Genomic DNA, 21,134 nt, shown 5'->3' on the forward strand with positions numbered 1-21,134 from the left:
TTTATAAATAGTTTTGGTATTGATTTACGGCGATGGAAGCCTTTAGGTCAAACATCAAATTATACAAACCAAAGAAGGTTCTATTCATATAAATAAAATGCTTGGAACCTCGATTACCATTCATCTTGCGCAGGTTGGTGTCTTTGGCAAATCGTTCGCCCAATTGCGCAATATTGTTAAAAAAGACTTCATCCGAAAAATCGAAATGCGTGTTTTGAAACGGCAAAGTGAAGAGCGATAGCAAATCATAAAACATACTGGTGAAATACGCAATTTCTTCTGGAGTATCTTCTTTTCTTAAAATCTCAAGCTCGAATAATTTGGCATTAAAGAGTTGCTTGTTGTCAATGATTTCTTTGTTGATTAATTCAAAGTAAGGCACATAAAAGTCATTCGGAATGCTTTTCATACAGCCAAAATCCAATGCGACCAATTGCTGGTTGTTATCTACCAAAAAGTTTCCAGGATGTGGGTCGGCGTGTACTTTTCGTAAAACGTGAATTTGGTACATATAAAAATCCCACAACGCTTGTCCTACTTTGTTGGCGGTTTCTTGATTGGTGTTTTCGGCAGTGAATTCAGATAAATGTTTCCCTATCATCCAATCCATCGTTAGGATTTTTTCGGATGAAAATTCTGGATAGTAAGCAGGAAAAACCAAGTTGTCAATTTTTTGGCAAGCAGCGACCACTTCTTGACTTTGTTTTAGTTCAAGGGTATAATTGGTTTCTTCAATCAATTTGTCTTCTACTTCTTTAAAGTATTTATCAGAATCTTTGCCCTGTAGATTAAACATTCGAATCGCCATTGGTTTAACCAAGGCCAAATCCGAAGAAATGCTATTGGCTACGCCTGGATATTGAATTTTTACCGCTAATTTTTTTCCGTTTTTCTTGGCCAAATGTACTTGACCAATACTTGCTGCATTTACCGATTCGGCATTGAATTCATCAAAAATCTCATAAGGTGTTTTGCCAAAATTCGATTTGAAGGTTTTGAGTACCAAAGGAGCCGAAAGCGGCGGAACAGAAAACTGCGACAATGAAAATTTTTCTACATAGGCTTGTGGCAGAAAATTTTTGTCCATACTCAGCATTTGTGCTACTTTTAGCGCACTTCCTTTCAAGCTTTTTAGGCCGTCATAAATATCTTCGGCATTGTCTTCGTTGAGTTTATCTCTCGTCAAGTCTGAGTTGACTATTTTTTCTCCGTAATATTTTAGGTAATTCACGCCTACTTTTGCCCCCGTTTGTACCAATTTGGTCGCTCTTTCAATCTTTGAAGTAGGAATATAGTCTATAGTTTTCATTAGTTTTTTTGTATTTTTTCTTTGAATAGGAATTTTCCAAAATCGATTAAACTGTCAATAGGAGTGATGTTCATTAATTCGAAGGCAGCCTTCACCGATTTTTCTATATAGATGTCTGTCTTTTCAAATCCTGCGGAACTGTCGTCCATCCAAAATTTTAAGGTGAGTAAAAACTGAATCCACAACGATTCTTTTGTCGCTTTTTCTTGGTATTCCTGAAAACGTTCTATTTGAATGCGGAAATCATCGGTGGTAATTTCACCTATATAATTTTTGAATTTTTTACGAACATCAGCCAAAAGCATTACGTTTTTTAACTGATTTTTATGTTGTTGCAATGCATATAAAACATAACTTCGATTCGCTGTAAGTAATTCGAAGAACGTAAAATAGAAGCTCAACAGTTTTGAACGCATTTCATAACTTGGGTATGCAGGGTTTTTTTCTAGCAATTCGATGGTTTTATCAAAGAATTGAATGAAGATTTCTTTCTCGATAGCTTCAAGTGTTCCAAAGAAGGTATAAAATTCGGCTTCGCTAAATCCGTTGTTCTTAGCAAATTGGTAAATTGATTTTGGTTTTTCATTATGTTCAACCACGTGGTCCATATAATAGGATACGATTTTGTCTTTGGTAAGTACTGTTTTTTTAGTTGCCATTTTAGTTCCTTTTAAATTAGAGTATAAAGATACTATTGTTTAACTTATTATTAATAATGTTAAACAAAATTTTAACCTATGTTTGCATAAGTTATTTTGATAACACAAAAAATAAGATGAAAAAGACAGTTTTAATCACAGGTGGTACAGGCTTTATTGGTCATTATTTGATAACATTACTGACCGAGAAAGGGTATACAATAAACGTTTTGACTCGAACCCATAAAAAAAATACCGCGACAGTTTCCTATTATACTTGGGATATTGCATCTGGTAGTATAGAAGAAAAAGCTGTTTTAGACGCCGATTATATTATTCATCTTGCTGGAGAATCTATTGCTGAGAAACGTTGGACAGTAGAACGCAAAAAAGCGATATTAGATAGTAGAGTTCAATCTACTGCTTTATTGGCATCGGTTTTGCAATCAAACAAGAATAATGTTAAAGCTTTTATTTCTGCATCTGGAATCGGAATTTACGGCGCGTTGAATGGCGAAGGAATTTGTACTGAAACTTCACCAGCTGCGCACGATTTTTTGGGTAAAGTATGCCTAGAATGGGAAAAAGCTGTAGATGCAATTGTGCCACTTGGTATCCGAACTGTCAAAGTGAGAACTGGTTTGGTTTTGGGAGAAAGTGCTGGCTTTTTGCAAAAAATGGCACCTGTTTTTCGATACGGATTCGGTTCGGCATTGGGTTCGGGGAATCAATATATGCCTTGGATTCATATTCACGATTTGTGTGCCATTTATTTAGAAGCAATAGAAAATGAAGCAATGCAAGGCGCTTACAATGCGGCGATAGAGGACAGTACAACCAATTCGCTTTTCTCAAAAACCTTAGCTTATATTTATGGTTATTCGGTTTGGTTGCCAAAAGTTCCTGCTTTTGTGTTGCAATTAGCCTTAGGCGAAATGGCACTTTTGTTGCTCACGGGGCGTCGGGTTTCTAATGATAAATTACTCGATTTGGGCTTCCGCTTTCAATTTAAAAATCTCGATTTCGCTTTGCGCGATTGCTTAAAAAAATAGAAGAATTTGTTTTAATAGTTTAATTTGTTACTTGTAGTTTGTTGTAATAACCTCATTTTGCTGCTGCCATAGCGAAATGAGGTTTTTTTATTCTTTAAATGGAAACAACAAAAGAAAAGCTTCGTAGACACTTTGATGCAAAATAGTAGCGTGATTGTCGTTTGGCATACTCTTGAAATCTATCTTGGTGTCTTTCAATTGTGCTTTTTGTAAAATAGTAACTAATGTTTCGGCATCTTTTTGCATCACAGGATGCTCTTTTTTCCCTACAGCGATGTAAATGTATTTTGATTTAGGGCTTGATTTCGATAGTAATTCTGGAGCTTGAGTTAGTAAACTTTCGTCATCCCACCACAAACTTGGACTCAAAATTAAATAATGTGAGAATAAATTGGGGCGTTTTAGGACGATTTCAGTGGCTAAAAGTCCGCCCAAGGATTGACCAATTAAATAGTTGGTTCCGTTGGTTTTGTATTGGGATTGGATAAAGGGTTGCAACTCTTTCTCAATAAAATTGATAAATTCTGCCGAATGTCCTGTGGTAGGAAATTCTTTTTGAAAGTCTTTTTTATCGGTATAAAAAGTGAAATCTTTTTTACGGTCAATGTTGGCAATGCCCACAAGAATACAATCGGGCATCTTGAATTGAAGGTTAAAAAACTGAACCAAACCTACAATATGCAGAAAATCTTCATTCCTACTTCCATCAAGAAGATAAATTACGGGATAAGATTTGGTCGCATCATAATTTTGAGGCAAATAAATATTTAAAGTTCGCTCTTCTTTTAAAATCGAAGAAGAAATAGTTTTCACTTCACCAATCGTCAAAGACGCACTTTGTTTTAAAACGGATTGCCCTTGAACAGAAAAATGAAGGATACAAAAAAGGACTAAAAAGGAATATTTCATACTATACTTGTTGCTTTAAAGTGCGTATATCTTAACTGTTAATTGAAATTAAAAAAACTTAACCACATAGAGCCATAGATTAGTAGCAAATCAACATAGAAAAAACAGAAATAGTTCTATTTTTCACAATAGATGACCTATGTGAATAGTAAAACGTCTATTTATTTCTTTTTAAAAACTATAAATTCTATGATTCTATGTGGTAAAAATAATTTTACCCAACGGGCTATTTCTTGTTTTCTTCAACCCTGAACGCTATAATTTCAGCGATTAAATCAAGCGGAAGCGGCTGTTTATTCGGAAACTGCACGGAGCCTTTGCCTTGTTTGTAAGACGAAAGTGCTTCAGCGAAATGCGTATGGCCAGAAGGTGTAGCATACAAACCAATGTGATTTTTGAAAGCCGCATAATAAATCAACGGCTTCCCATTGGTTTTATAGGCGGGCATTCCGTAGCTAATGCTTTCTTGGGCCTCGGGCGCTTTTTCCAAAATGAGCGCTCTAATTTGCTGCATTCTTTTTTGACTGGCTTCGGGGAATTTCGCGAAATAAGAGGCTACGGTTTCCATATCTTATTGGTTTAGATTTTTGAGACTTTCTTTCAAATGCTTCGTTCTTTCTTTCGTTATTTCCTCCATACAAGTCAACCAAATTAAGCGTTTTATGCTTCCACCCGTATAAGGGTCGGCCTCAAATTTACAATGCGAATCTCTGTATTTTATCCAATCTTTTTGCGCTTGAATGAGCAACGCTTTTTCATTTTTGTCCAAAAGCGAAACCAACTTTTTGTAGGTTTTGTTGAGTTCTGCATCGGCTTTCTTGTAATCTAGAGAGGCTTTTTCGTTCATCTCTAACTGAGTTTGTGCTGTGGCAGCCGAAACGGTAAATACCAAAAATAATAGGGACAGTAGAAGTTTTTTCATTGGAGAATTAAAATTATTGATGATGTCGATGCGTTCTAACATAGTTGCATTTTAAGAAGGTGAATTTTAGGAGCAGTAACAATCGGCTTTTTGGCCATCAAAGTCCCGTGATACGCTATATCTTTGTCTTTTTAAAGAAAAAAAACAAAGGATGCCGCTCCTCCCGGGGCTAAAAGGAAACAAAGTACCCTTTTGGAAACATTCTCAAAAATAGTAAAATCTTTTTTTTATTTTTTAGTCAGTAAAAGATTTAAAAAAGAATTTGTGAATTTGTGGCCTGCTTTTTTAGCCTTTGTTAGGATTCTTTTTTCATAACATCCAATTTTTAGCAAAAAATTATATCTTTAGCCAACTATAACTAACCTATTTCTTATGTCATTTGAAGTGCATACCGCTCCAACTCTCCCCAAACCTTGGTATAAAGCTCTTTATTTTCAGGTGCTCCTTGCTATTGTAGCGGGTATTTTATTGGGTCATTTTGTACCCGAAAAAGCGATGAATTTAAAAGTCTTAGGAGACGGATTTATTGCTTTAATAAAAATGATTATTGCCCCAGTAATCTTTGTAACAGTTACTACTGGAATTGCCTCTATGGGCGACCTAAAAGCAATGGGAAGAATTACTAGTAAAGCATTTATTTACTTTTTTATCTTTTCGACTTTGGCTTTGATTATAGGTATGTTAGTAAGTAACATCATTCAACCTGGAGCCGGCCTGAACATTGATGCAAAATCCCTAGACCCCAAATCTATACAAGATTATATTGATGCCACAAAGGAGCATAATTTATCCAATTTTGTGCTAGATATTATTCCAAAATCGCTGATGAGTTCCCTCACTGGTGACAGCATTTTACAAGTGCTTTTCGTTTCGATTATGTTTGGTATTGGTATTACGTTGACTATCGATAAAAGTAAACCAGTACTTGATTTTTTACACGCATTGTCGCATCCCATTTTTAAAATCGTCGAAATATTGATGAAGTTGGCTCCCATTGGTGCTTTTGGAGCGATGGGTTTTACGGTGGGTAAATTTGGTTTGTCCGTATTATTGAAATTAGGAGGATTGGTAGTTACCTTTTACCTGACTTCCGCCTTTTTTATTTTTATCATTTTAGGCGCTGTTGCTTGGTACAATAAGTTCAATATTTTCAAATTGCTACGATACATTAAGGAAGAATTGGTTTTGGTATTAGGTACTAGCTCTTCTGAATCAGCTTTGCCAAATGTGATGAAAAAATTAGAAAAAGCTGGCTGTGCCAAACAAGTCGTTGGATTGGTAATCCCTACTGGCTATTCTTTTAATTTGGATGGGACGAATATTTATATGACTTTGGCAGCACTTTTTATTGCCCAAGCCTGTGATGTTGATTTATCTCTTGACAAACAAATTTTGTTGTTACTTGTTGCTATGCTGAGTTCAAAAGGAGCTGCAGGAGTTTCGGGAGCTGGATTTATTACATTGGCAGCTACATTAGCTGTCGTTCCTGATGTGCCCGTAGTTGGAATGACGCTGATTCTTGGTATTGATAAATTTATGTCAGAATGTAGAGCATTGACTAATTTTATTGGCAATACCGTTGCTACAATTGTCATTGCTCGTTGGGAAAATCAACTCGATGAGGAAGCCTTAGAAAAAGCGTTGCGATAACGCCTTTACTTTTAAAGAGTGAACTCGCGTTTTTTATGCTATTAACAACTGGCGAAAGCCAATTTTATTTAATGAATTTTAACTTCAACTATGAACAAAGAAAACAAACCCGAAGATTTTAAACGTGAACTCGGACTTTTAGATGGTACGATGCTCGTAGTAGGTTCGATGATTGGCTCAGGAATATTTATTGTAAGTGCCGATATTGCGCGACAAGTGGGTTCTGCTGCTTGGCTTACTTTGATTTGGTTAATCTCTGGACTCATTACTATGATTGCTGCGGTGAGTTATGGCGAATTGAGCGCGATGATGCCCAATGCTGGCGGACAATATGTGTATCTAAAAGAAGCCTACAACAAATTGATTGCGTTTCTGTACGGATGGAGTTTTTTTGCAGTGATTCAAACCGGAACTATTGCTGCGGTAGGTGTAGGTTTTTCTAAGTTTGCCGCCTATTTGATTCCATCGTTGAGTGATGAAAATATTTTGCTCTATTTGGGTGCTTTTCAACTCAACGCGGCTCAAATTGTGTCTATCATTACCATTGTTTTCTTAACCTATCTCAACAGTCGCGGCGTAAAAGACAGCAAAACGTTGCAAACCGTGCTTACCATTATCAAAATTTTGTCACTTTTTGGATTGATTGTTTTTGGATTTATCCTTGCGGCAAAAGCCGAGGTTTGGGACGTAAACTGGACGGGTGTATGGGAAACCAAATCCTATAATTTAGATACAAAACAATGGACACCAATTGCTGGAACGGCTTTATTAGCTGGAATTTCGGCAGCTATGGTGGGGTCGTTGTTTTCGAGTGATGCTTGGAACGGAGTTACTTTTATTGCAGCCGAATTGAAAAATCCAAAGCGCAATGTGGGCTTGAGTTTGTTTTTGGGGACTTTCATTGTGACGATTATTTATGTGTTGACCAATTTGATGTATTTGGCGGTTATTCCAATAGAGGAAATTGCCACAGCCAAATCCGATAGGGTAGCGGTGGTTGCTTCTCAATATACGTTTGGCGATTATGGTACCGTGATTATTGCGGTGATGATTATGATTTCGACTTTTGCCTGCAACAACGGATTGATTATGGCGGGCTCCCGAGTGTATTATACGATGGCAAAAGATGGTTTGTTCTTCAAGCAAGCCGCACAACTGAATGAGAAAAGTGTACCAAGTTGGGCGCTTTGGGCACAGTGTTTTTGGGCTTCGGCTTTGTGTTTGACGGGTAAATATGGCGATTTATTGGATTTTGTAATCATCATTGTATTGATTTTTTACATTTTGACCATCTACGGGATTTTTATTCTACGTAAAAAAATGCCCGATGCCGAGCGTCCTTACAAAGCGTTTGGCTATCCGTTTTTGCCAGGTTTGTATATTGTAATTGCTTCGGCAATTTGTATTTCGTTATTGTTTACCAAATTCTCTACTTGTGGTTGGGGCGTACTGATTATGCTTACTGGAATTCCAGTGTATTATTTTACGCAGCGTAAGGTGTTGAAGGAGTAGTATTCTACAAAGAATGGAAAATATTTAAGGAGATAATATATTTTATAGCAACGGATTGTAATTCGTTGCTTTTTTTTTGCAAAATAAAATGGATTGAGCCTATGGCTCTTTTATCCTTAATGCTACGTTGAACTGGACTGAAGTCCAGCCTTATAAAATATGCCGAGTCTACGACCCTTTTTGAGTGTGTAAGTTCCGTAGGAACGAAATATTTTGTAGCAACGGATTTTAATCCGTTGTATTTGTAAGTTAAAGATTTTATTATTTTTTTCTTTTCATTACCTCCAAGAAAGCCATTTCTCAGCTTTTAGCCCTGATCGCAGCGGCATTCTTTGCTTTTTGGGTTAAAAAACAAAGATATAGCGGAGAGCAGGACGATGCTCGCAAAAAAGCCTATTCTTTCCGCTCCAAAATAAGCATAAAAAAATCCGTCTGGTTTTGCAACGAGACGGATTTTGTATGTTAAACATTTTTTTTAAACATATAAGTCATTTAAGCTATGTGAAGTAGCTTGTTTATGCAGATGGTTAAAGACAATATAAGTTACAAGGGTTTTGTAAATTGGTCTTAAACTACTTCAATGAACTGACTATTTTACTTTATCTATTTAAACTAAAACTTAGGTTACTTATATGTTTTAATCAAAATGTTGTCAGATGGAATTAGCAAACAGCTTCTTCTGCTAGAACGCTTTCTACTTCGTGCAAAGGTAAATCCCAAGCTTCGGCAACGCCACGGTATACTACTTTTCCGTTGGCTACGTTCAATCCTAATTTTAATTCTTTGTTTTCTTCGCAGGCTTTTCTCCATCCTTTGTTGGCCAATTGAATTGCGTAAGGCAAAGTCGCATTGGTCAACGCTAAAGTTGAAGTGTAAGGCACAGCACCTGGCATATTGGCCACACAATAGTGAACAATATCATCGATGATGAACGTTGGGTCTTCGTGAGTGGTTGGTTTACAAGTTTCGATACAACCTCCTTGGTCAACGGCTACGTCTACTACTACGGTTCCAGGACTCATTAATTTTAGCATATCGCGAGTGATTAAGTGAGGCGCTTTGGCTCCAGGAATCAATACACCACCAATTACTAAATCGGCTGTTTTGATCGCTTCGCAAATGTTGTAATGATTTGACATTTGAGTTACTACGTTAGCTGGCATTACATCAGACAAATATCTCAAACGTGGTAAGCTTACGTCCATAATGGTTACTCTAGCTCCGAAACCAGCGGCCATTCTAGCTGCTTGAGTTCCTACGATTCCACCACCTAAAACTACTACGTTTGCTGGAGGAACACCTGGTACACCACCTAAAAGGATTCCTTTTCCTTTCATTGGTTTTTCTAAATATTTAGCTCCTTCTTGGATAGACATACGTCCCGCTACTTCAGACATTGGTACTAATAAAGGCAAGCTACGATCTGCTTTTTCTACCGTTTCGTAAGCCAAACAAACTGCACCACGCTCTAACATTGCGTGTGTTAACGGCTCAGAAGAAGCAAAGTGGAAATAAGTGAATAATAATTGGTCTTTTTTAATCAAAGGATATTCAGAAGCGATTGGCTCTTTTACTTTTATGATCATTTCAGCAATGTCATACACTGCTTCTATAGTTGGAAGAATGGATGCTCCTGCATCTATATAAGATTGATCCCCAAAACCGCTGTTGATTCCAGCATTGGTTTGTACATATACGGTATGCCCTTGTTTTTTGAATTCGGCTACACCAGCTGGTGTAAGAGCTACTCGGTTTTCGTTATTTTTGATTTCTTTTGGAACACCAATAATCATATGAGAGAGTTTTAAGTTACTACTTGTTTGAAAGTATAAAAGTAATTTAAAAAGAAAAAGTTTTTACATACTATCATTAAATAGGAAAAAATTAATTTATTTATGTAAATTAGCCTAAAATATTTCTTTACGAAAACGTTTTTTTGGATTTAAAAAGAAATATTATCTAAAGAAGCCCTTATAGAAAAAATACCTTCATTATGAATATAGATGAAACCGACAAAAAAATCTTACGGCTTTTGCAAGCTAACGCGCATTTGACGTTAAAAGACATTGCAAATCAAATAAATTTGTCTTTAACGCCAGTTCACGATCGTGTGAAACGTCTTGAAAAAGAGGGAGTTATTGATAAATATGTTACGGTACTCAATAAGAAAAAGTTGGGTAAGAATTTGACGGTTTTTTGTCAAGTCACGTTGGTAAAACAAACGTTTGACATCTCGGAGGCTTTTAATGAAGCGATTCTGAATTTGCCTGAAGTAGTGGAATGTGATTTTGTTTCGGGTAGTTTTGATTATTTGCTCAAAGTGGTGTTGCCTGATATGGAAAGTTACCACCATTTTCATCAAAAGAAATTATCGGTGTTGCCCGAGGTTAGTTTGATCAATAGTTTCTTTATCATTTCTGAAGTGAAAAGCACAACGGTGTTACCGATTTAAAAAAAGAACCATCAAAAGTTGCCTCTTGATGGTTTGTTGAATTATAATTAACGTTATCCGTTGTTTTTTTTACCACATAGGAGAATCATAGAGTTTTAGTTTTTAAAAGTGAACAATAGACGTTTTACTATTCACATAGCTATACTATGTGTAAAATAGTGCTATTTCTATTCATTCTTTTATGTTTTTTACAATCTATTATTTTCTATGTGGTTAATTTTTTTTACTGTTTTATTTTAATCTCAACGGATTAGTGTGAATACTATCTACTAATAGTAAGTATAACGTCTTACTTTTGAAATGTATTTGGCCAAACGAATTACTTGATGGCTGTAGCCGTATTCGTTGTCGTACCAAATGTACAATACTATGTTTTTTCCGTCTTTAGAAACAATAGTGGCATTGCTATCATAGATTGAAGGCGCTGTAGTTCCCACAATATCCGAAGAAACCAATTCGTTGTTCAACGAGTATTTGATTTGCTCTACCAATTCGCCTTCTAAAGCGTATTTTTTCATAATGTTGTTAATGCCTTCGACAGAAGTTGCTTTGTTAACTTCAAGATTCAAAACCACTAATGAACCATTTGGAACAGGAACGCGAATCGCGTTTGAAGTTAATTTTCCTTCTAATGACGGTAAGGCTTTGGCAACCGCACTTCCAGCACCTGTTTCGGTAATTACCATATTTAAGGCAGCAGCTCTACCACGACGGTATTTTTTATGCATGTTGTCAACCAAATTCTGATCGTTGGTGTAGGCGTGAATGGTTTCTAAATGTCCTTTTACTACTCCCAAAGTATCTTCGATAGCTTTCAAAATTGGAGTGATGGCATTAGTTGTGCAAGAAGCAGCAGAAAAAATATTTACTTCATCTGGATTGTATTCGTTTTGGTTTACCCCGTGTACGATGTTCGGAACGCCTTTTCCTGGAGCAGTAAGCAATACTTTATCAGTTCCTTTTGAAGTTAAATGACGACTCAAAGCTTCTTGAGTAGTGAATGCTCCAGTATTGTCGATTACTAAGGCATTGTCAATATTGTAAGCAGTATAATCAATTTCTTCTGGAGTGTTGGCAGTAATCATATGAACGGTAGTCCCGTTGATGATCAATGCATTGTTGGCTGGATCTGCAATAACAGAACCATTAAAATCGCCATGAATGGAATCGTAACGCAATAAAGAAGCTCTTTTTTCTAAGCTAGTAGCATCGTTTTTATCTCGAGTTACAATGGCTCTCAAACGCATTTGGTCTCCTTTGCCAGTTTTGGACATCAACTCACGAGCCAATAAACGCCCAATTCTTCCAAAACCATACAATACAACATCTTTTGGTTGGATTTCATCACTTGTTTTGGCTTCTTTTAATTTGTCAATAACAAAATGTCTTGCGTCTGGATATTTTTCGTCCAAAAGACCGTATTCGTAAGTCAATTTTCCGATATCTAATTTAGAAGGAGGTAAGTCTAAAGATAGAATTACACTAGCGATTTCTACAGAATCAGAAATTGAAATGGGTTTTCCGACAAATTCACCTGCATATTCGTGCAAGTTTAGAATTTCGCTCACATTTCTGTCAATCAAATGGTTTCTGAATAAAACCAATTCGATGGATTTGTCATACCATAAGTCGCTAATAATTTTGATTAATTCTACTCCAGACCGTCTTCTGTCGGCTTGTAACGTAACTTCTTTTTCGTATAATTGTGTTGTACTCATATGGGTTTTTTGTAAAAAAATAAAGTTGTGTTTTTTAAATTTTTTGCAAAAGTACCCTATTTCAATCGATTTCGTAAACTGTTTTGCAATTTTTTTTCATAAAAAAAAGCCATCATGCTTTGGAGCGTGATGGCTATTGGATTTCTGTTATGTAGTGTTAAATAATTATTCTGAAAATTTCTCCATTTCGGTTAATCATTTCAATTCGGATGCTTTGTTGCTCTTCCTTGTTTTTCATAATTTTTGAAACAGTTTCAACATTCGTAGCTTTTACATTGTCGATACTCAAAATGATATTGCCTTGTAATTCATCGGCATATTGGAGGTAACGTTCATTGGTGATGGCTTTGATTTTTACACCATAATCAATTTTGAATTTCTTTTTGTCGCCAGCATCAATATTTTCTACCTCTATTCCTTTGAATTCAGAACTAAAATATTCGTTTTTGCTCAAGGTTACTGTAGTCGATTTGTTTTTGCCTTCACGAATATAGTTTACTACTACTTTATCATTTGGGCGTTTGGTATTAATGTATCCTGATAAGTCTGCATACGACGTTATGTTTTGATTATCAATTTTTACTATAATATCTGCTTTTTGTAAACCTGCTTTTTCAGCTCCAGAGTTTTTACTCACTTTATTAATGTAAAAACCTTCCGTTTCTTTTATTCCCAAATCTTTAGAAGCGGGACTATTCAATTCTCTACCTTCTACACCAAGAATGCCTCGTTGTACGTTACCGAATTCCATTAAATCTTCAATAATTTTTCTAGCATTATTAGAAGGTACAGCAAAAGAATAACCCGTATAACTTCCAGTTGGTGAAGAAATCATCGTATTGATCCCGATCAATTCTCCTCTAGCATTTACCAGCGCACCACCAGAGTTTCCTGGGTTTACAGCGGCATCCGTTTGAATAAACGACTGTATGCCTCTTGCATCTAAGTTTCTAGCTTTGGCAGAAACGATACCTGCCGTTACTGTTGAGTTTAAGTTGTAAGGATTACCAACAGCCAAAACCCATTCACCTACTTTTACGTTATCAGAGTTAGCAAAAACCGTGTAAGGCAATTTTTCATCGGCAGTGATTTTCAACAAAGCAATGTCCATTTTAGAATCGGTTCCGATTAATTTGGCTGCATAGGTTTTTTTATTGTTCAGTGTGATTTCGATTTCCGAAGCGTCTTTGATTACGTGATTATTCGTCACGATATAGCCATCTTCAGAGATGATTACTCCTGAACCTGTTCCTACTTGTTCTTGTAATTGTCCGCCTCCATAGCCGTAGAAAAACTCCATAATAGGATTACTTACGGTTCTACGAGATACATTTTTTACGTGAACTACTGAGTGAACGGCTTTGTCAGCTGCTTCAGTAAAATCGACTGCTTCTGCTGAGAGACCTACATTTCTTCCGTAATTTTCTGATGCGACTGTTACAATGTCTTTTTTGTCATTAGAAAAATACCCATTGCCCTCAAATAAAAGCTTGTAAGCTCCCAAAGTGGTAGCACCACTAAGTAACGATACCAAAAATAAGGATGAAAATTTTTTCATAATACAATTTAGTTTTATTAGTTATTTGGTCACAAATTTAATAGATGTCTTTTTGCTAAAAAAGTAGTTTAACGCACTTTAACAGTGTTTAACTTTTCATTATTAATCGTACTTTTGTGCATTAAAATTACTAAAAAATGCTACTAGATTTTTATAAGTACCAAGGAACAGGAAACGATTTTGTAATGATTGATAATCGCTCTCTTTTTTTTCCAAAAGAGGATGTTGCTCTAATTGAGCGTTTATGCGATAGACGATTTGGAATTGGTGCGGATGGTTTGATTTTACTCGAAAATGATAGCGATACGGATTTTCGTATGGTTTACTATAATTCTGATGGGAATGAAAGTTCGATGTGCGGAAACGGAGGTCGTTGCTTGGTGGCTTTTGCAAAACAATTGAATGTAATTGAGAATGCCACAACTTTTATTGCCACCGATGGTTTACATCACGCTTCGGTAGCCTCAGATGGCTTGGTTTCTTTGCAGATGATAGATGTAAATGAATTAAAAATTACTCCCGAGTTTTCTTTTTTGAATACAGGTTCACCACATCATGTGCAAATTGTAGATGACCTTGAGCATTATAATGTAAAGGAAAATGGTGCCGCAATTCGTTATAGTGATTTGTATGGTAAGGCGGGTAGTAATGTTAATTTTGTTTCTCAAATAAACGAAGATACGTTTGCAGTTCGCACATACGAGCGTGGTGTAGAAGATGAAACATTGGCTTGTGGTACAGGTGTTACAGCAGTTGCAATCGCGATGAACGCAACGGGAGTCACCTCTTCAAATGCTATTCATTTAAATGTAGAAGGAGGAAAGCTAGAAGTTTCCTTTAATCAAGTAGGAAGTCAGTATACCAATGTATTCTTGAAAGGACCTGCTAAATTCGTCTTTAAAGGTCAAATCGAAATCTAATTATTCTAACATCTTGATGAATACTTTAAAAGGAAACACGATTTATTTACGAGCTTTAGAACCTAATGACTTGGAGTTTGTGTATGCTATGGAAAACGACCAAAGCATCTGGGAAGTGAGCAACACCCAAACGCCTTACAGTCGATTCTTGGTCAAGCAGTATTTAGAAAATGCCCATCAAGACATCTATGAAGCCAAACAATTGCGGTTAGCGATATGTAAGGACCAAGATTTTCCTGCGGTTGGACTCATTGATTTGTTTGAATTTGACCCCAAAAATAATAGAGCAGGAATTGGAATCGTTATTCAGTCAGCAGGGAATAGAAATCAGCAAATAGGTTCTGAAGCTTTAGAACTTTTGATTCGGTATTCTTTTTATGACTTGAATTTACATCAGCTTTATGCAAATATAAGCGTTGAAAACACCGCTAGTATTGCTCTTTTTACTAAATTTGGCTTCGAAAAAATTGGAACAAAAAAAGATTGGATTTTAGTAAATGGTTCCTACAAAGACGAGGCTATCTTTCAGTTAATTAATCATAAATTTTAAAATTTTATATTTTGAACGTAAAAAAAATCATTTCAATTGGAGCTGTAGTAGTTGCCGCTGTGTTATTAGTGTACGGTTTTGTATTGATTCGTCAAATTTTTAGTGCCAATACTAAATTCAGTGAGGAAAAAGTATACGTTTATGTTCCAACGGGTTCTGATTATGAGGCGGTCAAAAAACTCATTTCACCTTATGTTGAAGACATGAAACGATTTGAATTGGTAGCTGGAAAAACCAGTTATCCAGAAAATGTGAAATCAGGACGATTTTTACTTAAAAACGGAATGAGTAGTTATGATTTGGTAAAAACGATGCGAATCAATGATCCTGTGAAATTGGCTTTCAACAACCAAGAGCGTTTAGAAAACTTAGCAGGTCGTGTGGGCTCACAAATCGAACCAGATAGTTTGTCTTTATTGACTACGTTTAAAGATTCGACTTTTCTTAAAGAAAACGGTTTTACAGAGGATAATGTTTTTGTAATGTTTATTGCCAATACTTATGAAGTATATTGGAACATTACAGCCGAAAAGTTTCGTGATAAAATGATCAAAGAATACCGTACTTTTTGGAATGAAAAAAGAACCCAACAAGCGGCTCAACAAGGTTTAACTCCTGTTACAGCAACGATTTTAGCTTCTATTGTTCATAAAGAATCGGTTAAAAAAGACGAAAGACCTCGTATCGCAGGAGTGTATTTGAACCGAATGAAACAAGGTATGCCGTTACAAGCAGATCCTACTGTGATTTATGCTTTGAAAAAGAAAAGCAATGATTTTAATCAAGTAATTAAGCGCGTGTTTTACAACGATTTGTTCTTGAATTCGCCTTACAATACCTATAAGAATATTGGTTTACCTCCAGGTCCAATTGCTATGCCTGATATCACAGCACTTGAAGCGGTTTTGGCACCTGAAAAACACAATTACATTTATTTTTGTGCTAGTGTAGATCGTTTTGGTTACCATGAGTTTGCTGCTACCTTGCCAGAACATAATATTAATGCCAAAAAGTATTCAGATTGGATCAACAATCAAGGTGTGAAACGATAATTATCTCCTTTCGAAATACTATGTTTCGATTGCTACTTTTTTTTTGGAGCACTTTTGGGCTTTTTGCACAAGAGGCTCCAAACTCTTTTTTTACCCCATCCGATTCTTTAAATATTCAAAGAAGAAACGCTGTTATCATTACTGAAACGGTGTTGGGAGGTGCTACTTTGGTAGGACTGAATCAACTTTGGTACGCGGATTATCCCAAATCAAATTTTCATTTTATTAATGATAATTCTGAGTGGTTGCAGATGGACAAAATAGGACATTTGTACTCAGCTTATCATTTGGGACGTTTTGGAGCCGAAGCTTTGCAATGGAGCGGCGTTCGAAAACAAGATCAGTTGATTTATGGCGCTACTTTAGGTTTTTCCTTTTTGTCTATTGTCGAAGTGATGGATGGTTATTCTGCAGAATGGGGAGCTTCATCTGGTGATATTTTGGCCAATGCGCTTGGAACAGGACTTTACGTTTCGCAAGAGTTGCTTTGGAAGGAACAACGAATTACTCCTAAATTTTCTTTTCATACTACTTCATTTGCTGCACAAAATCCCAATAAATTAGGCAGCACTTTTTCAGAACAACTTCTTAAAGATTACAACGGGCAAACCTATTGGTTATCGGTCAATATGCATTCTTTTTTCAAAGGATCTAAAATTCCAAAATGGTTGAACCTAGCATTTGGATACGGGGCTGACGGGATGCTCTCAGGAATTGATGCAAAAGATCAACGATACAGACAGTTTTATCTTAGTTTTGATGTTGATTTAACGAAAATTACTACTAAAAATTCTTTTTTAAAGACCCTTTTTTCGGTTTTTAACACCATAAAAGTACCTGCTCCAACTTTGTCATATAGCACTCACACTGGCTTTAAGGCACACTCCTTGTACTTTTAACAATTTTTAACTTACTGTTTTTCAGTCTCTTTTTTTAAAGTGGTATCTTTGCGTGTAGAAATTTCACAAGGTGACAGCGCGTGAAGAAAAACAATTTATGATAAAGAAATGGTATTTTTTCTTGAGTTTAATGGGTATTGTTACCTTTTTAAGCTTAGGTTTTAAAAACGAAAAAAAGAGCCTCAGTCCAGTGGTTCAACCTGTAGAAAAGGAAACTACAATTTCAGCTTTTCCTTCCAACGAAACGTCTATTGCAGACATTCCCTTTACCAAGAATTTATTTGTAGGCTTCAAAGAAGCTATTGCTCACAAAGAATCTAGAGGTAAATATCAAAAAGTAAATTCTTTTGGTTACTTAGGGAAATATCAATTTGGTGTGCAAACACTTCGAGCGATTGGTGTACAAAACAATCATCATTTTTTAAACAATCCAGCATTACAAGAAAAAGCCTTTATTGCGCTTTTGTCCAAAAACAAATCCTTGTTGCAATCGGTTATCGAGAAGCACGAAGGAAGTGTCATTGATGGAATTTTGATTACCGAGTCTGGTATTTTGGCTGCCGCACATTTGGCAGGAGCCGGAACAGTAAAGAAATTTTTCAGACACAACGGCAAAAGGTATTTCCGTGATGCTTATGGAACTTCATTACGAAGTTATTTAAAAGCTTTTGGAGGTTACGACACCTCAGTTATTGTTGCTAACAGTAACGCAACAGTACATTCGATTTAAGTTTAAAAGAAAAAACAAGAGAACCAGCTTTAGAGCTGGTTTTTTTATGATTCACACAGTAAAATCAGATTTCATAACTAAAAACTTGGGCTCTAGAGCATCTTAGATTATGATGCTTTATGCATTTGTTATATTTGATATAGCGTTAATGATTTACTTATGAACACCAATCACTTACTTGTTGCTTTCAGAAATAGAGCTTTAGGAGTCAAAGAAACGACCTCAAACTGGACTCATGAAATAGAATATTTGTACAAAAGAGGAGTAGGAATTGATGAAGCCTTGCATTATTTGTACTTTGAAAAACCATCTATTGAAGAATTTGAGCATTGGGTCAATGAAAAAGAAACTAAATTACTTCCATCAGTTGCAGAAGTTGGTAACGTTTTAAATGATGAGGAACTTACTTTTTTTGAAACCAATGGGTATATTATTTTGCCAAATGCGATTTCAAAAGCGGATTGTGCTGCGACTCAACAGCTGATTTGGGAGTTTTTGGGAATGCATCCAGAACAACCTGATACTTGGTACCAAAGCCATCCACAACAACGCGGAATGATGGTTAATTTTTTTGACCATCCGTTGTTAGAAAAAAACAGAGCTTCAGCCAGAATCAAGAAAGCTTTCGAACAGCTTTATCAGTCTGAAGCTATTTACAAAACCATCGATAAAATAAGTTTTAACCCACCCGTTACGTCAAATTATGTTTTCAAAGGAGATGGTTTACATTGGGATGTGAGTTTGCAATTGCCCATCCCGTTTCGATTGCAAGGCTTGATTTATTTATCAGATTGTGGACCACAAGATGGTGCTTTCCATTGTGTGCCTGGTTTCCATCTTAAGATTGCTTCTTGGATGGAGCAGATTCCCGAAGGTGTTCATCCGAGAGCGCACGCTTTAGCAACACTACAATCCAAGACGATTTCTGCTACTGCAGGCGATATGGTGATTTGGCATCAAGCCCTGCCGCATTGCGCAACTCCAAATTACGGTACTTCGCCACGTATGGTGCAATATCTAAGTTATATTAGTGAATGGCATGAAGAAGCTAAAGAGTGGGTTTAAAATTGTCTATACCTGACAGGTTATTAAAACCTGTCAGGTTTGAAAATACAATTATTCCTCCATCAATATCTCCAAAATACTAATTGCAGCCTCGCTAATTTTAGTTCCAGGACCAAAAACGGCAACGGCTCCAGCATCAAACAGGAATTGGTAGTCTTGAACTGGTATGACGCCACCTACTACGACCATAATATCTTCACGACCGTATTTTTTGAGTTCTTCAATCACTTGTGGAACTAAGGTTTTGTGACCTGCGGCCAAGGACGAGACACCAAGAACATGTACATCGTTTTCTACGGCTTGTTTGGCCGCTTCTTCTGGTGTTTGAAACAATGGGCCAATGTCCACGTCAAAACCTACATCGGCATAACCTGTGGCTACTACTTTGGCTCCACGGTCGTGACCATCTTGTCCCATTTTGGCAATCATGATTCGGGGTCTTCTTCCGTCTTGTTTGGCAAAAGCATCGGCTAGTTGCTTGGCTTTTTCAAAACTTTTGTCGTCTTTAATTTCTTTGCTATACACGCCACTAAAGGATTTAATTTGTGCTTTGTAACGTCCAAAAACTGTTTCTAAGGCATCGCTTATTTCGCCAAGGGTTGCTCGGTTTCGTGCAGCTTCAACGGCTATTTCTAATAAATTTCCTTCATTGGTTTTGGCACAATGAATCAATTTTTCGAGACTACTTTTTGCTTTTTCGGAGTCTCTATTGGCTTTGATTTTTTCCAATTGCGCCAATTGTTGTTTGCGAACCATTTGGTTGTCTACATCTAAAATCTGCAATGGGTCTTCTTTTTCCAATCGGTATTGATTGACCCCTACAATAATATCTTGTCCGCTGTCGATTCGCGCTTGTTTTCTAGCGGCAGCTTCTTCAATTCTCAACTTTGGAATACCGGCTTCAATGGCTTTGGTCATTCCTCCCAAGGCTTCTACTTCTTGAATCAATTGCCAAGCTTTTTCGGCAATTTCATTCGTAAGGCTTTCTACATAATAGCTGCCTCCCCAAGGGTCTACAGTTTTCGTAATTTGGGTTTCTTCTTGTAAATAGATTTGGGTATTTCTTGCAATTCTCGCTGAGAAATCGGTAGGTAACGCAATGGCTTCGTCTAGTGCGTTAGTATGTAATGATTGAGTTCCTCCAAAAGCAGCTGCAGCCGCTTCGACTACGGTTCGTGCTACGTTGTTAAAAGGGTCTTGTTCGGTTAAACTCCAACCAGAAGTTTGGCAATGGGTTCGCAAGGCCAATGATTTTTCATCCGCAGGGTTGAATTCTTTTAGCAGTTTAGCCCACAACATTCTGCCCGCACGCATTTTGGCAATTTCCATAAAATGATTCATTCCAATGGCCCAGAAAAAGGATAATCTTGGCGCAAATTCATCAATTTTCATTCCAGTTGCTAAACCCGTTCGAATGTACTCTAAACCATCGGCTAGGGTGTAAGCCAACTCAATATCTGCTGTAGCTCCCGCTTCTTGCATATGGTAACCAGAGATGGATATAGAGTTGAATTTTGGCATTTTCTTGCTGGTAAATTCAAAAATATCAGCAATGATTTTCATAGAAGGAGTAGGAGGATAGATATAGGTATTTCGTACCATGAACTCCTTTAAAATGTCATTTTGTATCGTTCCCGAAAGTTGTTCCGGAGATACGCCTTGTTCTTCTGCTGCTACAATATAAAAAGCCATAATAGGCAAAACGGCCCCATTCATAGTCATGGATACCGACATTTCTTGTAGTGGAATTTGATCAAATAACACTTTCATGTCTTCTACAGTGTCAATGGCTACACCAGCTTTTCCAACGTCTCCAACCACGCGTTCGTGATCCGAATCATAGCCTCTGTGTGTAGGAAGATCAAAAGCAATGGACAATCCTTTTTGGCCCGCGGCTAAATTGCGTCGGTAGAAAGCATTGCTCTCTTCGGCAGTAGAAAAGCCCGCATATTGGCGAATCGTCCACGGTCTACGCACATACATTGTAGCATAGGGGCCGCGTAAGTTAGGAGCAAAACCAGCCCCAAAGTCCAAATGCTCTAAGGTTTCAATGTCTTTTTCAGAATAGGTAGGTGGAATCGTAATACCTTCCGCTGTTAGGAAAGGCTCTTGATTAGGGATACTAGCCCTTTTTGCGGAATGGTCTAAGGTAATATGTTGAAGGTCTTTTCTTTTCATGGCTGAATAGTAATGGTGAA

The 21,134-nt window shown here is 36.8% G+C and carries 19 protein-coding genes; 10 read left to right on the forward strand and 9 right to left on the reverse strand.

Going from position 1 to position 21,134, the window contains the following annotated elements:
• Position 1: 1 nt before the first annotated feature.
• Together FLAVO9AF_RS01015 and FLAVO9AF_RS01020 are read right to left on the reverse strand one after the other, a co-directional pair.
• Positions 2–1,309 carry an AarF/ABC1/UbiB kinase family protein gene (locus FLAVO9AF_RS01015; RefSeq protein WP_159682698.1) on the reverse strand — a complete coding sequence of 436 codons (1,308 nt, stop codon included), beginning with the start codon at positions 1,307–1,309 and terminating at the stop codon, positions 2–4.
• Positions 1,309–1,968, reverse strand: coding sequence for a TetR family transcriptional regulator C-terminal domain-containing protein (locus FLAVO9AF_RS01020; RefSeq protein WP_159682701.1), 660 nt, complete (start codon positions 1,966–1,968; stop codon positions 1,309–1,311). Before FLAVO9AF_RS01020 ends, FLAVO9AF_RS01015 begins: the two co-directional genes overlap by 1 nt.
• A gap of 116 nt (positions 1,969–2,084) precedes the next feature.
• Between FLAVO9AF_RS01020 and FLAVO9AF_RS01025 the strand changes: the two genes are divergently transcribed.
• Positions 2,085–2,999, forward strand: a complete 915-nt coding sequence (locus tag FLAVO9AF_RS01025; protein ID WP_159682706.1) for a TIGR01777 family oxidoreductase — start codon at positions 2,085–2,087, stop codon at positions 2,997–2,999.
• Between the two features lie 87 nt (positions 3,000–3,086).
• Here the strand turns inward: FLAVO9AF_RS01025 and FLAVO9AF_RS01030 are convergent, their stop codons facing one another.
• The 3 genes from FLAVO9AF_RS01030 to FLAVO9AF_RS01040 all read right to left on the reverse strand — a co-directional run bounded on the left by FLAVO9AF_RS01030 (position 3,087) and on the right by FLAVO9AF_RS01040 (position 4,872).
• Entirely contained in the window at positions 3,087–3,908 is an 822-nt protein-coding gene (locus tag FLAVO9AF_RS01030) for an alpha/beta hydrolase (RefSeq protein WP_159682709.1), read from the reverse strand.
• A gap of 226 nt (positions 3,909–4,134) precedes the next feature.
• Positions 4,135–4,476 (reverse strand): iron chaperone, encoded by a 342-nt coding sequence (locus FLAVO9AF_RS01035; protein ID WP_159682712.1) that lies wholly within the window; start codon positions 4,474–4,476, stop codon positions 4,135–4,137.
• Between the two features lie 3 nt (positions 4,477–4,479).
• Complete coding sequence (locus tag FLAVO9AF_RS01040; protein ID WP_159682715.1) at positions 4,480–4,872, reverse strand: lysozyme inhibitor LprI family protein; 393 nt, start codon at positions 4,870–4,872, stop codon at positions 4,480–4,482.
• Between the two features lie 330 nt (positions 4,873–5,202).
• Between FLAVO9AF_RS01040 and FLAVO9AF_RS01045 the strand changes: the two genes are divergently transcribed.
• Both FLAVO9AF_RS01045 and FLAVO9AF_RS01050 read left to right on the forward strand, forming a co-directional pair.
• Entirely contained in the window at positions 5,203–6,480 is a 1,278-nt protein-coding gene (locus FLAVO9AF_RS01045; protein ID WP_159682718.1) for a dicarboxylate/amino acid:cation symporter, read from the forward strand.
• 90 nt (positions 6,481–6,570) lie between these two features.
• Positions 6,571–7,992: an APC family permease gene (locus FLAVO9AF_RS01050; protein WP_159682721.1), complete on the forward strand. Its 1,422-nt coding sequence runs from the start codon at positions 6,571–6,573 to the stop codon at positions 7,990–7,992.
• 662 nt (positions 7,993–8,654) lie between these two features.
• On the opposite strand, the gene ald is transcribed toward FLAVO9AF_RS01050, so the two are convergent.
• A complete protein-coding gene (gene ald, locus FLAVO9AF_RS01055) occupies positions 8,655–9,785 on the reverse strand; it encodes an alanine dehydrogenase (RefSeq protein ID WP_159682724.1) in 1,131 nt (376 codons plus the stop codon).
• Between the two features lie 200 nt (positions 9,786–9,985).
• On the opposite strand from ald, the gene FLAVO9AF_RS01060 reads away from it, so the two are divergent.
• Positions 9,986–10,444 (forward strand): Lrp/AsnC family transcriptional regulator, encoded by a 459-nt coding sequence (locus FLAVO9AF_RS01060; protein WP_159682727.1) that lies wholly within the window; start codon positions 9,986–9,988, stop codon positions 10,442–10,444.
• A 269-nt stretch (positions 10,445–10,713) separates the two neighbouring features.
• Here FLAVO9AF_RS01060 and FLAVO9AF_RS01065 read toward each other — a convergent pair whose 3' ends face one another.
• A complete protein-coding gene (locus tag FLAVO9AF_RS01065) occupies positions 10,714–12,162 on the reverse strand; it encodes a glyceraldehyde-3-phosphate dehydrogenase (RefSeq protein ID WP_159682730.1) in 1,449 nt (482 codons plus the stop codon).
• 157 nt (positions 12,163–12,319) lie between these two features.
• Complete coding sequence (locus tag FLAVO9AF_RS01070) at positions 12,320–13,720, reverse strand: trypsin-like peptidase domain-containing protein (protein WP_159682733.1); 1,401 nt, start codon at positions 13,718–13,720, stop codon at positions 12,320–12,322.
• A 137-nt stretch (positions 13,721–13,857) separates the two neighbouring features.
• Here FLAVO9AF_RS01070 and dapF point away from each other — a divergent pair, with 137 nt between their 5' ends.
• From dapF to FLAVO9AF_RS01100, 6 genes are all read left to right on the forward strand, one after another.
• Positions 13,858–14,640 carry a diaminopimelate epimerase gene (gene dapF / locus FLAVO9AF_RS01075; protein WP_159682736.1) on the forward strand — a complete coding sequence of 261 codons (783 nt, stop codon included), beginning with the start codon at positions 13,858–13,860 and terminating at the stop codon, positions 14,638–14,640.
• A gap of 16 nt (positions 14,641–14,656) precedes the next feature.
• Complete coding sequence (locus tag FLAVO9AF_RS01080) at positions 14,657–15,190, forward strand: GNAT family N-acetyltransferase (RefSeq protein ID WP_159682739.1); 534 nt, start codon at positions 14,657–14,659, stop codon at positions 15,188–15,190.
• A gap of 11 nt (positions 15,191–15,201) precedes the next feature.
• Positions 15,202–16,242, forward strand: a complete 1,041-nt coding sequence (gene mltG / locus FLAVO9AF_RS01085) for an endolytic transglycosylase MltG (protein ID WP_159682742.1) — start codon at positions 15,202–15,204, stop codon at positions 16,240–16,242.
• A gap of 20 nt (positions 16,243–16,262) precedes the next feature.
• On the forward strand, positions 16,263–17,141 hold the full coding sequence (locus FLAVO9AF_RS01090) for a DUF2279 domain-containing protein (RefSeq protein WP_159682745.1): 879 nt from the start codon (positions 16,263–16,265) through the stop codon (positions 17,139–17,141).
• Positions 17,142–17,238: 97 nt separating this feature from the next.
• Positions 17,239–17,871, forward strand: a complete 633-nt coding sequence (locus FLAVO9AF_RS01095; RefSeq protein WP_159682750.1) for a peptidoglycan-binding protein LysM — start codon at positions 17,239–17,241, stop codon at positions 17,869–17,871.
• A 159-nt stretch (positions 17,872–18,030) separates the two neighbouring features.
• Positions 18,031–18,936 carry a phytanoyl-CoA dioxygenase family protein gene (locus FLAVO9AF_RS01100; RefSeq protein WP_159682753.1) on the forward strand — a complete coding sequence of 302 codons (906 nt, stop codon included), beginning with the start codon at positions 18,031–18,033 and terminating at the stop codon, positions 18,934–18,936.
• Between the two features lie 51 nt (positions 18,937–18,987).
• On the opposite strand, the gene scpA is transcribed toward FLAVO9AF_RS01100, so the two are convergent.
• Positions 18,988–21,114 (reverse strand): methylmalonyl-CoA mutase, encoded by a 2,127-nt coding sequence (gene scpA / locus FLAVO9AF_RS01105; protein WP_159682773.1) that lies wholly within the window; start codon positions 21,112–21,114, stop codon positions 18,988–18,990.
• Positions 21,115–21,134 lie beyond the last annotated feature (20 nt).

The organism is Flavobacterium sp. 9R (genome assembly GCF_902506345.1).
Classification (GTDB): Bacteria; Bacteroidota; Bacteroidia; order Flavobacteriales; family Flavobacteriaceae; genus Flavobacterium.

Excerpts from the sequence above, each read along its gene's own strand:
- FLAVO9AF_RS01045 (WP_159682718.1), top strand. The coding sequence starts at position 5,203 with ATGTCATTTGAAGTGCATACCGCTCCAACTCTCCCCAAACCTTGGTAT.
- FLAVO9AF_RS01100 (WP_159682753.1), top strand. The coding sequence starts at position 18,031 with ATGAACACCAATCACTTACTTGTTGCTTTCAGAAATAGAGCTTTAGGA.
- FLAVO9AF_RS01050 (WP_159682721.1), top strand. The coding sequence starts at position 6,571 with ATGAACAAAGAAAACAAACCCGAAGATTTTAAACGTGAACTCGGACTT.
- scpA (WP_159682773.1), bottom strand. The coding sequence starts at position 21,114 with ATGAAAAGAAAAGACCTTCAACATATTACCTTAGACCATTCCGCAAAA.
- FLAVO9AF_RS01015 (WP_159682698.1), bottom strand. The coding sequence starts at position 1,309 with ATGAAAACTATAGACTATATTCCTACTTCAAAGATTGAAAGAGCGACC.
- FLAVO9AF_RS01070 (WP_159682733.1), bottom strand. The coding sequence starts at position 13,720 with ATGAAAAAATTTTCATCCTTATTTTTGGTATCGTTACTTAGTGGTGCT.
- ald (WP_159682724.1), bottom strand. The coding sequence starts at position 9,785 with ATGATTATTGGTGTTCCAAAAGAAATCAAAAATAACGAAAACCGAGTA.
- FLAVO9AF_RS01025 (WP_159682706.1), top strand. The coding sequence starts at position 2,085 with ATGAAAAAGACAGTTTTAATCACAGGTGGTACAGGCTTTATTGGTCAT.
- FLAVO9AF_RS01030 (WP_159682709.1), bottom strand. The coding sequence starts at position 3,908 with ATGAAATATTCCTTTTTAGTCCTTTTTTGTATCCTTCATTTTTCTGTT.
- FLAVO9AF_RS01065 (WP_159682730.1), bottom strand. The coding sequence starts at position 12,162 with ATGAGTACAACACAATTATACGAAAAAGAAGTTACGTTACAAGCCGAC.
- FLAVO9AF_RS01040 (WP_159682715.1), bottom strand. The coding sequence starts at position 4,872 with ATGTTAGAACGCATCGACATCATCAATAATTTTAATTCTCCAATGAAA.
- FLAVO9AF_RS01060 (WP_159682727.1), top strand. The coding sequence starts at position 9,986 with ATGAATATAGATGAAACCGACAAAAAAATCTTACGGCTTTTGCAAGCT.
- FLAVO9AF_RS01020 (WP_159682701.1), bottom strand. The coding sequence starts at position 1,968 with ATGGCAACTAAAAAAACAGTACTTACCAAAGACAAAATCGTATCCTAT.
- FLAVO9AF_RS01035 (WP_159682712.1), bottom strand. The coding sequence starts at position 4,476 with ATGGAAACCGTAGCCTCTTATTTCGCGAAATTCCCCGAAGCCAGTCAA.
- FLAVO9AF_RS01080 (WP_159682739.1), top strand. The coding sequence starts at position 14,657 with ATGAATACTTTAAAAGGAAACACGATTTATTTACGAGCTTTAGAACCT.
- dapF (WP_159682736.1), top strand. The coding sequence starts at position 13,858 with ATGCTACTAGATTTTTATAAGTACCAAGGAACAGGAAACGATTTTGTA.
- FLAVO9AF_RS01095 (WP_159682750.1), top strand. The coding sequence starts at position 17,239 with ATGATAAAGAAATGGTATTTTTTCTTGAGTTTAATGGGTATTGTTACC.
- FLAVO9AF_RS01090 (WP_159682745.1), top strand. The coding sequence starts at position 16,263 with ATGTTTCGATTGCTACTTTTTTTTTGGAGCACTTTTGGGCTTTTTGCA.